Annotated in this window: 14 protein-coding genes and 1 riboswitch; of the genes, 8 read left to right on the top strand and 6 right to left on the bottom strand. The window is 60.7% G+C overall.

The window, feature by feature from the left end; all coding sequences use genetic code 11:
- Window positions 1–31 precede the first annotated feature (31 nt).
- Window positions 32–928, bottom strand: coding sequence for a 4-hydroxy-tetrahydrodipicolinate synthase (dapA, locus tag ACH2DG_RS14010; protein ID WP_224149916.1), 897 nt, complete (start codon window positions 926–928; stop codon window positions 32–34).
- A 357-nt stretch (window positions 929–1285) separates the two neighbouring features.
- Between dapA and lgt the strand changes: the two genes are divergently transcribed.
- The 7 genes from lgt (at window position 1286) to ACH2DG_RS13975 (ending at window position 9260) form a co-directional block, all read left to right on the top strand.
- Complete coding sequence (lgt, locus tag ACH2DG_RS14005) at window positions 1286–2107, top strand: prolipoprotein diacylglyceryl transferase (protein ID WP_395026863.1); 822 nt, start codon at window positions 1286–1288, stop codon at window positions 2105–2107.
- Window positions 2108–2238: 131 nt separating this feature from the next.
- Window positions 2239–3018, top strand: coding sequence for a transporter substrate-binding domain-containing protein (locus ACH2DG_RS14000; RefSeq protein WP_395026861.1), 780 nt, complete (start codon window positions 2239–2241; stop codon window positions 3016–3018).
- 276 nt (window positions 3019–3294) lie between these two features.
- Entirely contained in the window at window positions 3295–3963 is a 669-nt protein-coding gene (locus ACH2DG_RS13995) for a GntR family transcriptional regulator (protein ID WP_395026860.1), read from the top strand.
- Window positions 3964–4019: 56 nt separating this feature from the next.
- The gene (locus ACH2DG_RS13990; protein ID WP_395026936.1) at window positions 4020–5450 is read left to right on the top strand and encodes a malonyl-CoA decarboxylase; all 1431 of its coding nucleotides are present in this window, start codon (window positions 4020–4022) and stop codon (window positions 5448–5450) included.
- A 265-nt stretch (window positions 5451–5715) separates the two neighbouring features.
- A complete protein-coding gene (locus ACH2DG_RS13985; protein WP_395026859.1) occupies window positions 5716–6738 on the top strand; it encodes a Bug family tripartite tricarboxylate transporter substrate binding protein in 1023 nt (340 codons plus the stop codon).
- A 127-nt stretch (window positions 6739–6865) separates the two neighbouring features.
- A complete protein-coding gene (locus tag ACH2DG_RS13980; RefSeq protein ID WP_395026857.1) occupies window positions 6866–7657 on the top strand; it encodes an enoyl-CoA hydratase/isomerase family protein in 792 nt (263 codons plus the stop codon).
- 46 nt (window positions 7658–7703) lie between these two features.
- Entirely contained in the window at window positions 7704–9260 is a 1557-nt protein-coding gene (locus ACH2DG_RS13975) for a malonyl-CoA synthase (protein WP_395026855.1), read from the top strand.
- A 186-nt stretch (window positions 9261–9446) separates the two neighbouring features.
- Here ACH2DG_RS13975 and ACH2DG_RS13970 read toward each other — a convergent pair whose 3' ends face one another.
- On the bottom strand, window positions 9447–9890 hold the full coding sequence (locus ACH2DG_RS13970; RefSeq protein ID WP_395026854.1) for a universal stress protein: 444 nt from the start codon (window positions 9888–9890) through the stop codon (window positions 9447–9449).
- A gap of 133 nt (window positions 9891–10023) precedes the next feature.
- The gene (gene fnr, locus ACH2DG_RS13965; RefSeq protein WP_395026852.1) at window positions 10024–10746 is read right to left on the bottom strand and encodes a fumarate/nitrate reduction transcriptional regulator Fnr; all 723 of its coding nucleotides are present in this window, start codon (window positions 10744–10746) and stop codon (window positions 10024–10026) included.
- 154 nt (window positions 10747–10900) lie between these two features.
- On the opposite strand from fnr, the gene hemN reads away from it, so the two are divergent.
- Window positions 10901–12283, top strand: a complete 1383-nt coding sequence (hemN, locus tag ACH2DG_RS13960) for an oxygen-independent coproporphyrinogen III oxidase (protein WP_395026850.1) — start codon at window positions 10901–10903, stop codon at window positions 12281–12283.
- A gap of 4 nt (window positions 12284–12287) precedes the next feature.
- Here hemN and ACH2DG_RS13955 read toward each other — a convergent pair whose 3' ends face one another.
- The 3 genes from ACH2DG_RS13955 to ACH2DG_RS13945 form a co-directional block, all read right to left on the bottom strand.
- The gene (locus tag ACH2DG_RS13955; RefSeq protein WP_395026849.1) at window positions 12288–13103 is read right to left on the bottom strand and encodes a sulfite exporter TauE/SafE family protein; all 816 of its coding nucleotides are present in this window, start codon (window positions 13101–13103) and stop codon (window positions 12288–12290) included.
- 509 nt (window positions 13104–13612) lie between these two features.
- Window positions 13613–14002, bottom strand: a complete 390-nt coding sequence (locus ACH2DG_RS13950) for a cell division protein ZapA (protein ID WP_395026847.1) — start codon at window positions 14000–14002, stop codon at window positions 13613–13615.
- A complete protein-coding gene (locus ACH2DG_RS13945) occupies window positions 13999–14217 on the bottom strand; it encodes a PspA/IM30 family protein (RefSeq protein WP_224149904.1) in 219 nt (72 codons plus the stop codon). The genes ACH2DG_RS13950 and ACH2DG_RS13945 overlap by 4 nt, the downstream gene beginning before the upstream one ends.
- A 36-nt stretch (window positions 14218–14253) precedes the next feature.
- A riboswitch (cobalamin riboswitch) is annotated at window positions 14254–14503 on the top strand.
- The last annotated feature ends 61 nt before the right edge of the window (window positions 14504–14564 follow it).

Below are 14564 nucleotides of genomic sequence, written 5' to 3'. Positions count from 1 at the left end.
CCTTAACAGAGACAACGCGTGGAAAGCCTTGTTACAGCAGGCCGACTTCACGCATCGCAGCTTCCACCGTGCCATGCAGGCTGGGTGAGAGCTCAGTCATTGGCAGGCGCAGGGTTGGGCCACACAGCCCCATCTTGTTGGCCGCCCACTTTACAGGAATGGGATTGGCCTCCAAGAACAGGCTCTTGTGCAGCGGCAGCAGTTTATTCTGAATTTCCATAGCCCGACGCACATCCTTGGCAATTGCGGCCTCGCACAACTGGCTCATCAGCCGTGGCGCGACGTTGGCGGTCACGCTCACATTGCCGTGGCCGCCGCACAGCATCAGGGCGACTGCGGTCGGGTCATCGCCCGAGTAGATGCCGAAATTTGCCGGCGCATCCTTGATCAGCCACTGCGCGCGCTCGATGTTTCCGGTTGCTTCCTTGATGCCGACAATGCCGGGCAACTCGGCCAGGCGCAGCACGGTCTCGTACTGCATGTCGGCCACGGTGCGGCCGGGTACGTTGTACAGGAAGATGGGCAGATCACCCACCGCCTCGGCAATGGCCTTGAAATGCTGGTACTGGCCTTCCTGCGTAGGCTTGTTGTAGTAGGGGACGACCTGCAGCTGGCTGTCAGCGCCCACGCTCTTGGCATACTTGGCCAGCGTGATGGCTTCATGGGTGGAATTGGCGCCGCAGCCGGCCATGATGGGGACGCGCTTGTCGGCTTGCTCCACTGCCACACGGATGATCTCCATGTGCTCTTCCACGGTCACCGTGGGCGATTCGCCGGAAGTGCCGACCACGCCGATGCAATTGGTACCCTCGGCAATGTGCCAGTCGATCAGTTTTCGCAGGCTGCCGTAATCCACGCTGCCATCGGCTTGCATGGGGGTGATCAGGGCAACAATACTACCGGTCAGAGGAACGCTGGTGGATGTCATGGCAATGTGTACGCTCGTGGCGGAAAAAGGATTCTAGCGAGTGCCGGACTGCATTCGCCCGGGCAGTATATCGCCCGCAGGAAGCTTTTCTGACATATTGCATTGAAAATTAAACTCAATGAATTCAAATCGTCGAAAATGACGATTGAAAATTGTCAAAACGGCGAAAATAAAAGCGACAAAACATTGCCGGTGATTGTGTAATCGAATGCGCTGGCCCTGGCGGATTCCTGCCGGCACCCGGATGCAGGCCATATTCCACTGTACCGAATCCGCCTGCTGGCGCCAACGCAGTTGCGCCGGGATCGTAAACACGTTCTCACAGGGCGGCCCAGGTTCTACGGCACAATGCCTGCCATGCTGATGTATCCCCAATTCGATCCCATCGCCATCAAGATCGGTCCGCTGGCCGTGCACTGGTATGGCCTGACCTATCTGGTTGCCTTTGGCCTGTTCCTGCTGCTGGGCATTCGGCGCCTCAAGGACCAGCCTTTTGCATCGATCACCACACCGTCGCGCTGGGTGCGCAAGGACGTGGAAGATATTCTGTTCTATGGCGTGCTGGGTGTGATTGCAGGGGGCCGCCTGGGCTACTGCCTGTTCTACAAACCGGGTTACTACCTGAGCCATCCGCTGGAGGTATTTGCCATCTGGCAAGGCGGCATGAGTTTCCACGGTGGGCTGATCGGCGTGATCGTGTCCATGCTGCTGTTTGCCCGGCTCAAGGGGCGTCCCTGGCTGCAGGTGGCCGATTTTGTAGCGCCTTGCATCCCATTGGGCCTGGCATCGGGCCGCATCGGCAACTTCATCAATGGCGAGTTGTGGGGCCGCTTTGCCAGCCCCGAGCTGCCCTGGGCCATGGTGTTTCCGCAAAGCGGGTCGATGCTGCCGCGCCACCCTTCGCAGATCTACCAGTTTCTGCTGGAAGGCGTGCTGCTGTTCATTCTGCTTTGGTGGTACTCGCGCAAGCCGCGTGGCGAGGGTCAGGTGGCAGGCCTCTTCATGGTGGGGTACGGCGTGCTGCGCTTCACGGCCGAGTACTTCCGCGAGCCGGACGATTTTCTGGGCCTGCTGTCGCTGGGCATGAGCATGGGCCAGTGGCTGTGCGTACCCATGGTGCTGTTTGGCCTCTTCCTGTGGAACCGCGGCCGTAGCCAGCCTATTGCGGCAGCCGTGTGACAAACCCCTGACGGGGGCCTGGCCGGCACTATACTGACCGTTTGTTTCAAACAAAGGCTGCCACGCGCGCCCGTCAATGGCTGCGCCTGTGGCACGGCCTCCCTCATCCGTCTAGTTCTTGGAGTCGTGGAATGAAGAAAGTTTTGGCTGTTACCCTGGCCGCCTGTGCGCTGATGGGCCTGTCTGCAAAGGCGTTCGCCCAGCAGGACCTGAAGGTGGCCGTCGATCTATCGTACGAGCCCTTCACCTACAAGCTTCCATCGGGCCAGCCCGCTGGCTTCGATATCGACATCGCCAATGCAGTGTGCGAGCAGATCAAGCGCAAGTGCGTGTTTGTCGAGCAGGTGTGGGACGGCATGATTCCCGGACTGCAGGCCAAGAAGTACGATGTGATCATCAGCTCCATGGCCAAGACCGAAGACCGTGCCCGCGTGGTGGACTTCACCAACAAGTACTACCACACCGGCGCTCGTGTCGTGATGCCCAAGGGCTTCAAGTACACCGGCCCCGAATCGCTCAAGGGCAAGAAGATTGGCGTGCTCAAGGCCAGCATTCAGGAAAAATGGGCACTGGCCTATCTGAAGCCCGCAGGTGCCGATGTGGTGTCCTACCCTGGCCGTGACCCTGTTTACCTGGACATCAATTCGGGCCGCCTCGACGGCTCCGTGGCCGACAGCGTGGAAATCGCCTATGGCTTCCTGAAGAAGCCGGAAGGCCAGAAATTCGAATTCGTCAGCGACACGCTGGTCGACAAGAAGATTTTTGGCGAAGGTGCCAGCATTGCCTTGCGCAAGGGCCAGCCGGAGTTGAAGAAGGAGCTGAACGACGCGATCGCTGCAATCCGCGCCAACGGCACCTACAAGAAGATTGCCGACAAGTACTTTGACTTTGATCCGTACGGCAAGGACTGATCCTTCACCGCTCCACACCAAGCAGGCCTTTGTGCCTGCTTTTTTATTACCGGATTATTTCAAGGCCATAGGCAAGCTGCGGGCAGGGCCTGTGAGGCAATGGTAACAAAGCGGACTTGGTGTAAATACGCAATACGAAATGCTGTGTTATTTCTCATAATTACAGACAACTGCACGGGGTGGGAACCCAGCGAGGTATGCGATGCATGTCGTCTGCATATTTTGGCGAGGGTTCTTGCAGATGCAGGTTCTGCATTGTCTTGAGGAAGCATGTGAATGGCCACAGCCGCACAACCCTTGCATGACACCGTCGCCACCCAGGTCCGCGACCTCATTTTTGCGGGCGAGCTGGAGCCCGGCGAGCTGCTGGATGAAAAGGCCCTGTGCGATCAGCTGGAGGTATCGCGCACGCCGCTGCGCGAGGCGCTCAAGCTGCTGGTCTCGGAGGGGCTGCTTCGCCACGAGCCGCGCAGGGGTTGCTTTGTCGAAAAGATCACCGACCGTGACCTGGACGACATCTTTCCGGTGATTGCCCTGCTCGAGGGGCGGGCGGCGTTCGAAGCCACCCACAAGCTGACCGCTGCTGATCGCGCCGTGCTCGACGTGATGCACGAGCAGCTCACGCATTGCGCCCAATCGGGCGATATTGCGGGTTATTACCGCATGAACCACCAGATTCACGAAGCCTTCATCACGCTGGCCGATAACCGTTGGCTGGCACAGACCATTGCCGATCTGCGCCGCATCCTGCGGCTGGCGCGTCTGCAGCAACTCAGTGCGCCCGGCCGCCTGGCGGGCAGCCTGCAGGAGCACCTGAACATTTACGAAGCCATGGTGGCGGGCAAGCCAGATGCTGCCGAGCAAGCCATGCGCCACCATTTGCTGCAGCAGCGCAAGGCTTTGCAGCGCATGACCACCCTGTCCCTGTCGAGAATCGCCTTATGACCAAGACCTCTGAATCCAACGAAACCGCAGCAAGCGCTGCCACCGATATCGGGTCGATGGCCTCCGGCTGGCTGCAAAAAAGCGCGGCCTGGTTGCGCTCGGTCGGCATTCCTGCCGAGTTGGGCAGCGATACTTCTGAAGGGGTGCGCAACACGACCGAGCGCCTCAAGGCCACCTTGCGCCGTGGCGCCGAGGCCTTGTCTCCGCGCGAACTGCGCCGCGTTCTGGCTGACCTGCAGGGGGCGGCTGCCAGCGAGGTGAGCGATGTGGAAGGCGGGCGCCTGGCCGAGCAGGTGATGCAGTGGTATGCCGGCGCAGCTCCCGCAGAGCGGCAGGACCTGTGGCGCCTGCTGTGCGAACAGTTTGTCCCCGATGTGGCCAAGATTCAGCAGGCGCGCCAGCGTTATGAGGATGCGCTGGGTACCTCCGGCATGGGCGCTGCCGAAAAGCATTTGCGCCGCGCCTTGCAGACCCCGCGTATGCGGCTGCTGCAGCGCTTTGCAGTGCCGCCCCAGGGCATGCGTTTTTTGCTGGATCTGCGTGCCGATCTGCTGCCCCTGCTCAAGACCGAGGAGTGGCTCGGTACGCTTGATGCCGATCTGGAGTACCTGTTCTCCACCTGGTTTGATGTGGCGTTTCTGGAAATGCGCAGCCTCAACTGGGATTCGCCCGCCTCGCTGCTGGAAAAACTCATCAAATATGAAGCCGTGCATGACATCCGCAGCTGGGCCGATCTCAAAAACCGGCTCGACAGCGACCGCCGCTGCTATGGCTTCTTCCACCCGCGCCTGCCGGGCGAGCCGCTGATCTTTGTGGAGGTGGCGCTGGTCGGCAAGATGTCCGATTCCATCACCCCGCTGCTGGACGAGGCCGCCGCCGCCGCCGACCTGACCAAGGCGGGCACGGCCATCTTCTATTCCATCAGCAACACCCAGACCGGCCTGCGCGGCGTGAGCTTTGGCGATTCCCTGATCAAGAACGTGGTGGAGCAATTGCTGCAGGAGTTTCCCAAGCTGCGCACCTTTGCCACCCTGTCGCCCATTCCGGGCTTTCGCCACTGGCTGGGCAAGCATGCAGAGACTGTCTGGGAAGGCGCCGACAAGCGCCTGCGTGCGGACCTCGCCAAGGAGCTGGGCAACGAAACCATGGATGGCGCGCAATGGCTGGCCGTTTATGACAAACCCACCGAGCTTGCCGCCGACAGCGTGCAGGCCAGGCTGCTGACCCATGCCGCCGCCGTCTACCTGGGCAAGACCCTGGTGCAGGGCCGGCCTGTGGACCCTGTGGCGCGTTTCCATCTGGGCAATGGCGCGCGGGTGGAGCGGCTCAACTGGGCGGGCGACCCTTCTGCCAAGGGCGTCAAGCAATCCTACGGGTTGATGGTGAACTACCTGTATGACTTGAAGCGCCTGGACAAACACCGCAGCCTGCTGGCTCAGGGCAAGGTGCCGGTGTCATCGGCGATTGAATCGCAGGCCAAGGTTTGAGCAGGCCTTCGGAAACAATAGCTGGTTGCGCCTGTCTTTATTCGGTTTTCGATGGAAAAGACCTTGAAAACCAATAGCGACAGGCGCCTGCAGCTCTTATTGACGAGTGATTGGTTGCAATTTGCCGCCCTACGGCAGTGAAGAAGGAGCATCGACGCTGGCCCATCCGTCTGCCGGGCCGGTTTGGTAGTGCAGGAGACAGGCTGCAGCAGAGAACCGGAACAGGTTTCACCCCGCCGCAGCAAAAAATAGCAAGGAGACAAACATGAGTAAGCGCAATCCTGGAATTTCTTTCCACCCCTTGCCGCGCCGGCATTTCCTGGGCCAGATGGCCGCAGGCATGGCGGCGGGCGGTCTGCCGCTATGGGCCATGGCGGAATCCGCCAAGGACTGGCCGAGCAAGCCGGTGACCTGGGTGGTGCCTTTTCCTGCGGGCGGCGGTACGGACGCATTCGCGCGCCCGCTGTCCTCGCAGTTCTCCAAGACCACCGGAAAAACCCTGGTGATCGACAACAAGGGTGGCGCGGGAGGAACCCTGGGCGCCAGCTACGCGGCGCGCCAGCCGCACGATGGCTATACCTTCTTCATGGGCGGCACGCACCACGTGATCGCACCTTCGGTCTATCCCAAGCTCGATTACGACATCCAGAAGGATCTGGTGCCGCTGGCGTTGCTCGCGACGGTGCCGCAGGTGCTGGTCATCAATCCCAAGAAACTGCCCATCAAGAACATGCAGGAGCTGCTGGCCCAGCTCAAGGCCAACCCCGGCAAGATGACATTTGCATCGGCGGGGGCTGGCTCCAGCCACCATCTGGCAGGCGAGTTGTTCAAGATACAGAGCAAGACCGATATCCTGCATGTGCCCTACAAGGGGGCGGGGCCGGCGTTGCAGGATTTGATAGCGGGCAATGTGGACATGCTGTTTGATGGCCTGGGCTCATCGGCGGCGCACATTGCTGCGGGCCGCATCAAATGCCTGATGGTGGCCGGTGACAAGCGCAACCCCTCACTGCCTGATGTGCCCTGTGCTGCCGAAGTGGGGCTGCCCGATTACAACGTCACCACCTGGTACGGCCTGTGGGCCGTCAAGGGAACGGCACCCGAGGTGCAGGCGCGCATGGTGGAAGAAGTCAAACGAATGGGGGCTTCCGAAGAAATCAAGGCGATCTGGGCGAAAAATGGAGCGGACTATGGCAGCATGACGCAGCCACAGTTTGCCGCCTTTGTGAACGACGAGGTCAAGCGCTGGGCGGCGGTGGTCAAGGCCTCGGGCGCCAAGATCGAATAAAGGCATGCATTTCGTTTCTTCATCAACCGATGGTGAAAAGGCAAGGCGCAGGCCTGGAAGACATTCCGCCTGCGAAGCTGGCCAGCCATTGACGGATGCAGGAATCGAATCACATGGGAGCGGGGTGATGGCAGGTCAGATCAGGCAGGAGGCGTGGGTGGCGGCGGATGGCCGGGTCCATGCGCATATCGTGCGCGTGGTGCTCAGCCACCCGGGCAAGCTCAATGCCATGTCGCGCGACATGTGGCGGGCGCTGCGCTCTGTTTTTGAGAGCTTGCAGAACAATCCGGATGTGCGCTGCATCGTGATTGAAGGTGAAGGGGATGCGTTCTGCGCCGGTGGCGATATCTCGGAGTACGAGAGCTTTCGCTTCGCCCCTGACACCCTGGCAGCGTTTCACGAAGGCGAAGTCTGGACAGGCCTGGATGCCATGCTCCGCTGCGACATTCCCGTCATCGCGGTCATCCGTGGCGCCTGCATGGGCGCCGGGGTGGAGATTGCCAGTTGCTGCGACATCCGCATTGCCGCCACCAATGCCAAGTTTGGCGCACCCATTGCCAAGCTGGGCTTTCCGATGGCACCCAGGGAAGCTGCGCTGGTAGCCAGCCAGGTCGGCGCGATGAAAGCTCGGCAGATGCTGCTCGAAGCTGCGGTGTTTGGCGCAGACCAGATGCAGGCCGCCGGGTTTGTCAGCCGCTGCATGGAACCCGACCTGCTGGCCGCGCACGTTGCCGAAACTGCGGCGCGCGTGGCGAGTCTGGCTCCGCAGGCGGCAAGGCTCAACAAGCAAACCCTGCGTGCACTGGCGGCAGGCGACATGGCGGCGCCTGCTTTGTCGCAGCCCTACGCCTACGCCGATTCCGCAGAGCACCGCGAAGGCATCGCAGCCTTTGTGGCCAAGCGGACTCCCCAATTCTGAGGGCGCCTGTCAAGACGCCCAGAACCTAACCAACCCAGAGACAGACATGAAAAACGACAACCTGTTTTGCGCGCTGCGCGCAGCCTTTCCCAAAGACCTGGATGCCGTCGCCGTGGAGACCACATCGGCCAGCGGTGAGCCGCTGAACTACAGCTGGCGTGATCTGGACCGCATGAGTGCCCGCATTGCCAATCTGCTGGGTAGCCTGAAGATACCCGCAGGCAGCCGTGTGGCGGTACAGGTCGAGAAATCGGTGGAAGCCATGGCGCTGTACCTGGCCACCCTGCGAGCAGGCTACGTTTTCCTGCCGCTGAACACCGCCTACCAAAGCGCCGAGATCGAATATTTCATCACCAATGCGGAACCAGCCGTGGTGGTGTGCTCGCCGCAGAACTTTGGCTGGGTGTCCAAAATCGCCTTCCAGTGCGGAACGCAAAGCGTTTTCACGCTGGGTGATGACCGCAGCGGCACCTTGCTGGAGCGTGCCGTGCACTGTGCCGATACGCATGAGCCTGCCGTCAGGCAATCCGATGACATGGCCGCCATTCTGTACACCAGTGGCACCACCGGCCGCAGCAAGGGGGCCATGCTGAGCCATGGCAACCTGCTGAGCAATGCAGTGATGCTGAAGGACTACTGGGGCTGGAAGGAGGGTGACGTGCTGATCCATGCACTGCCGATCTTCCATGTGCACGGCCTGTTCGTCGCCATCCATGCGGCGCTGCTCAATGGCAGCAAGATGGTCTGGTTCTCCAAGTTCGAGCCCAAGGCCGTGATCGCTGCGATGGAGCGTGCTACGGTCTTCATGGGTGTTCCCACGCTGTATGTGCGCATGCTGGCTGAGCCCACGCTCACGAGGGCCGCCACCCGGAACATGCGCCTCTTCATCTCCGGCTCCGCGCCACTTCTGATCGAGACCTTCCGCGAATGGCAGGAGCGCACCGGCCACACCATCCTGGAGCGCTACGGCATGAGCGAAACCATCATGCTTGTCTCCAACCCCTACTGCGCCGACAGCCGCTACGAGGGGCAGGGCGAGCGCCGGGGCGGCACCGTCGGCTTTCCGCTGCCGGGAGTAGGCGTGCGCGTACAGGGAGACGATGGACAGCCGGTACCGGCTGGCGAGATCGGCAACATCCAGGTGCAAGGCCCCAATGTGTTCAGCGGCTATTGGCGCATGCCCGAGAAGACTGCCGAGGAGTTCACGAAGGACGCTTGGTTCAAGACCGGTGATGTTGGCAAGGTGGACGCGCGCGGCTACGTGACGATTGTGGGCCGCAGCAAGGACTTGATCATCTCTGGCGGCTACAACGTCTACCCGGCAGAGATCGAAGGCTTCATCAACGAGCTGCCCGGTGTGGCCGAAAGTGCCCTGATCGGCGTGCCGCACCCTGACTTTGGCGAAGTAGGGGTTGCCGTGGTCATTGCCAAGCCGGGCCAGGCGGCAGATGCCGAAGGCATCATTGCCACGCTGAAAAAGCAGCTGGCCAATTTCAAGATTCCCAAGCGCTGCTTTGTGGTGAACGAGCTGCCGCGCAACACCATGGGCAAGGTGCAAAAGAATCTGCTGCGGGCGCAATACCAGGATCTGTTCAAGGGTTGAGGCCCGCAGCGCCCTTCAGTCAAGCCCTGAACCAGGGTTGCTGGAGACCGTTAAGCAAAAGAGAAGGCCCTAAGCCTTCTCTTTTTTTATGAGCGGTCGGCACTCAAGCCTGCCGTTTGCTTTGCTGCTGAAAACAAGGCGGCTGTCCTTGGCCCGCGTGCGCTGCAGGCCGGATTTGCCAGAAACTCAGCGCAGCACCAGCACCGGAATCGTTGCATGCGTCAATACATGCTGGGTTTCGCTGCCCAGCAGCAGGCGCTTGATGCCGCGATAGCCATGCGAGGCCATGACGATCAGGTCGCAGTGTTCCTTTTCCGCGGTCTTGAGCAGCGATTCGGCCACCAGGTCGGATTGCAGAACGATGCCCTTTACCGGCACGCCCACTGCAGTTCCCTGGGCAACGACCTTGTCGACCACGGCCTGGGCAGCGTCCAGCCAGCTTTGCTGAATACGTTCCACCTCCTTGAGGTCGATGACCGCGCTGCCTTCAAAGTAACTGCGGGGGTAGTTGGGCGAGATATTGACCACGGTGATCTGGGTCTGTCCCAGCTTGGCCAGAGCAAGCGCGTGCTGCACTGCTTTTTCGGACAGCTCGGATCCATCGGTGGCGAGCAGGATATGGTTGTACATCTTCAGCTCCTTTCGAAGGTGCAACCGGGGCGGCTGCATGTTTGCACCTTAGCGCATTGGCGCAAAGGCTGCCATGCCCTGTGTCAGAGCCGGCAATGGCAGCATGTGTTTGCCGGGAGCGCGGTGGGTCCGCTCAGACCGTGCATTGCTGGCTGTTGATCAGGGCCTGCAGCTTGTCGGTATCCAGGATGCGCACATGGCGCTGCTTGACTTCGATGATGCCGTCTTCCGCAAACTTGGAGAAGGTGCGGCTTACAGTTTCCAGCTTCAGGCCCAGATAGCTGCCGATTTCTTCCCGCGTCATGCGCAGTATCAGTTCGGACTGCGAGAAACCTCGCGCGTGCAGGCGCTGCACCAGATTGAGCACGAATGCGGCCAGGCGCTCCTCGGCACGCATGCTGCCCAGCAGCAGCATCACACCGTGTTCGCGCACGATTTCGCGGCTCATCACCTTGTGAACGTGGTGCTGCAGGGCATTGACTTCGCGCGACAGCTCTTCCAGCTTGGAATAGGGCATCACGCAGACTTCCGCGTCTTCCAATGCAATGGCATCACAGGAATGCTGGTCGTTGACGATGCCGTCCAGACCAATGATTTCGCCCGCCATCTGAAAACCGGTGACCTGATCGCGTCCATCTTCGGTGGCCACGCTGGTCTTGAAAAAACCGGTGCGAATCGCATACAGCGATGTGAACGCCTCGCCATTGCGAAACAGCGCCCCCCCGCGCTTGATCTTGCGGCGCGTTGCCACGATCTCATCGATGCGATCCATCTGGTCGGGCGACAGACCCACGGGCATGCACAGCTCTCGCAGGTTGCAGTTGGAGCAGACCACTTTGATTGTGTTGGCTGTCATGAGTCAATATCCGTTCACAAAAAGATCGCGCGGGGGGCGGAGGTTCCTTGAATGCTTCCATTGTCTACGCAGACAAGAAAAATAATCTTGATGTAAGTCAAGGACGTGGTCGGCCGCTTGCGGCACATTGGGGCATCCGTACGGAATTGAGACCATGATTTCCCTGACCCCCGATTTGTTACGCCGGTTTGATGTACCCGGCCCCCGTTACACTTCGTATCCTACCGCAGACCGATTTGTTGAAGCCTTTGGTGCGAATGGCTACAAACAGGCGCTGGAGCAGCGGCGGACCGGGCTGGGTACCCGTCTGGCACCCTTGTCGCTGTATGTGCACATTCCATTCTGCGAATCGCTGTGCTACTACTGCGCCTGCAACAAGATCATCACCAGGCACCCCGAGCGCGCCGACGAATACCTGGACTATCTGGAGCGTGAGTTGGACCTGCAACTGGCCCACTGTCCGGCCCGCCAGGCCGTCAGCCAGTTGCACCTGGGCGGCGGATCGCCGACCTTCCTCTCCGACGATGGGCTCTCACGCCTGATGGACATGTTCAAAAGCCGGTTCCAGTTGCAGCCGGGGGGCGAGTACTCGATCGAGGTCGATCCACGGACCGTGAGTGGGGAGCGCCTCGCGCATCTGTTTCAACTGGGCTTCAACCGCCTGAGTTTCGGTGTGCAGGATTTTGACCCGCAAGTGCAGAAGGCAGTGCACCGCGAGCAGCCCTCGGAGCAGGTTTTTGCCCTGATGGCCAAGGCGCGGTTGATCGGCTTTGAATCCATCAATATTGATCTGATCTATGGCCTGCCTCACCAGACGCCAGTCAGTTTTGCGCGCACGATGGAGCTGGTCTGCCAACTGCGGCCCGATCGTATTGCGCTGTATGCCTATGCGCATTTGCCTGAACGCTTCAAGCCCCAGCGCCGCATTGCCGTGCAGGATCTGCCCAAGCCCGTAGACAAGCTGACCATGCTGGCCCAGGCGCTGGAAGCCCTGCAGGCAGGCGGATACGTCTATGTGGGCATGGACCACTTCGCGCTGCCCGATGATGCGCTGGCCGTGGCCAAGCGGCAGGGGCGCCTGCATCGCAACTTTCAGGGCTACAGCACGCAGCCCGATTGCGATCTGCTGGCGCTGGGTGTCTCGGCCATTGGCAAGATCGGCGCCACCTACAGCCAGAATGCCAAGACGCTGGAGGAGTACTACGACCTGATCGACCAGGGACAGATTCCTGTGGTGCGAGGCCTGGCGCTCTCACGCGATGACATGCTGCGCCGCTCCGTCATCATGGGCCTGATGTGCCAGGGCAACCTGGTGATCGAATCGGTGGAGCAGGCCTGGCTGATCGATTTTCACCAGTACTTTGCGGCGGAGCTGGAGCAATTGCGCAGCATGCAGGAGCAGGGACTGGTTCAGATCACTGACGATGCTGTTTCCGTGACCGAGCTGGGCTGGTACTTTGTGCGCGGCGTAGCGATGGTGTTTGACAAGCACCTGCAGGCGGATCGCACGCGAGCCCGGTTCTCCAAAATCATTTAATTCGCTACCAGGCTCGCAGGCTCTTGTAGAGCATATAGACCGCCAGGCACAGCAGAATGCCGCCAAATATCTTCTTGAGCTGGGCCACCGGCAGCCGGTGCGCCGCCCTGGCGCCCAGCGGCGCGGTCAGCACGCTGCATATGGATACCGCCAGCAGGCCGGGCAGCCAGATATAGCCCAGCGAGTGGGGTGGCAGGCCTTGCACGTGCAGCCCCGCCACCATGAAGCCCAGCACATTGGTCACGGCAATCGGGAAGCCCAGCGCAGCGCTGGTGGCCACCGCGTTGTGGATGGGCACATTGCACCAGGTCATGAACGGCACGCTGATGAAGGCGCCGCCCGCGCCGACCAGCCCCGAGAGGCAACCGATCACGCCGCCGGCTGCCAGTTGACCGCCTGTGCCAGGCATGGTGCGCGAGGCTGCAGTTTGGGATTTGCGAAACATGCGCAGTGCTGAGTAGCCGACAAACAGCCCGAAGAACAGGCCCAGATACTGGCCCTTGAGCAGCGAAAAGATACCCAGGCTCGCGACCAGTCCGCCCAGCACGATGCCGGGCGCAAGGCGCCGGGCGATGTCCCAGCGCACGGCGCCACGCCGGTGGTGGGCGCGCACGCTCGAGATGGAGGTGAACATGATGGTTGCCATCGACGTGGCAATCGCCATCTTGATGGCCAGTTCCGGGGCCACGGCCTGGGTGCCCAGGATGTAAGTCATGAAAGGCACCAGCACCATGCCCCCGCCGATGCCCAGCAGGCCCGCCAGAAAGCCGGTGATCAAGCCCACGCACGAGAGCGGTAGCAGAACGATGGGATCAGTCATGGGCACCAGTATCCACCAGGGCAACTGCGGTGCGCCCAGTAAAAAGGCCACCTGAACCAGGTGGCCTGAAGCCCCGCCGCGGCGGAGAGGAGAAGTCGATAGTTGCTGGTCTCATTGCTTCGAATCAGGCCAGCCAGGCCGAAAACAGGTGTTCGCAGCGGATCTACCAGACCGTCATCCTGAACCGGGGGTTCAGGTGGGCAAGGGCAACCTGTCGTTGGGTTCATCTGACGCGAGACGATCACGCTCAACAGGTGATGTACCAAGCCCGTGCTCGTAGAGCATTGGTTCAAGGAACTATAAAGTCTGGCAGGGCTGCGAACGACTCCATTGTACCGGCAGCCAGGGGTGGATGGCCGTAAAAAACCAATTCAATGTCCAAAGGCTGGGTAAAAACAATAGCGCCCATTGCTTGCTGGATATGAGCTTAATGCCAATTTTTTTGCAGATACTTGCATGCGGCCGCGATCTGGTGTTGGGTACGGCCGATGGAGGCGTTTTGCGAAACCCTACACCGTCTGCGCCGCACTGCCTGCGGCTGGCTGTCCAGTGGCGGCATCGAGGCGCTGCATGATGGATTGCAGGCGGGGCTCCTCCCAGTCGAGCGAAGCCTGGGCGGTAGCGGGCTCGGCCTGCTCCACCTGCGCCGCCTGGGTACGGGCCTGTTCGGCCTCCTGGTTCAGCTCGGTGTTCTGGGTTTTCAGATCGAGCAGATCAAAGGCCATGTTGAGGGCCGCCAGCACGGCGATGCGCTCGCGTCCACGGATCTTGCCAGCGTCACGGATGCCGCACATGGCTTCATCCACCTGCTTGACCGCGGCCATCAGCCGCTCTTCCTGGCCTTCGGGGCAGCCCAGCATATAGCTTTGCTGCATGATGTGAACTTCAAGCTGCTTCATGATTCGTCCTGGTCAAAAGTCTTGGGCAGGCGTTCGATCAGCGCGTCAACGCGCGAGCGGGCGGCCGTCAGGCGCGATTGTAGGGAGTCGCGTTCATGGGTGAGGGTATCCACCTGTTCCTGCAGGGTGGCATGCGCACGCTGCAGTTGTTCGTAGCGGGTCAGCAAAGTTTCCACCCGCTCAAGCATCAGGTCCAAAGAAGGCGTAGTGACCATAGAGAGACAGTTTTATTAAAGCGCAACAGTAAAGACGATAAAATTGTACCCGTTGGTGCTCGCCAGGGTGGTTCACATTCTGGCAGTTCAACGGGAAGCAGGGGAGTGCGCTTGTGCCCTACAAGCCATGCTCAACCTGCGCTGCCCCCGCAACGGTAAGCGATGGACGGTATTTTGCCCTCCGCAGCCCGCACTCTAAGCCACTGGATACCTTGAACAAGTCTCTGGGAAGGCGCGCGCTGTGTCATCGTCAGCCCGGATACCGGCCAACACTGTGGATGGCGGTACGCTGCAGAGCGTGCCGCTTCTGTTTTTCCCCATTTGCCGGCGGGGAGGCTGGCGCGGGG

This window comes from Comamonas odontotermitis, from assembly GCF_040396735.1.
In the GTDB taxonomy this organism is placed as follows: domain Bacteria; phylum Pseudomonadota; class Gammaproteobacteria; order Burkholderiales; family Burkholderiaceae_C; genus Comamonas; species Comamonas odontotermitis_C.
Note: the sequence above shows the minus strand (reverse complement) of the source record. Positions and strands in the feature narration are given on the sequence as shown.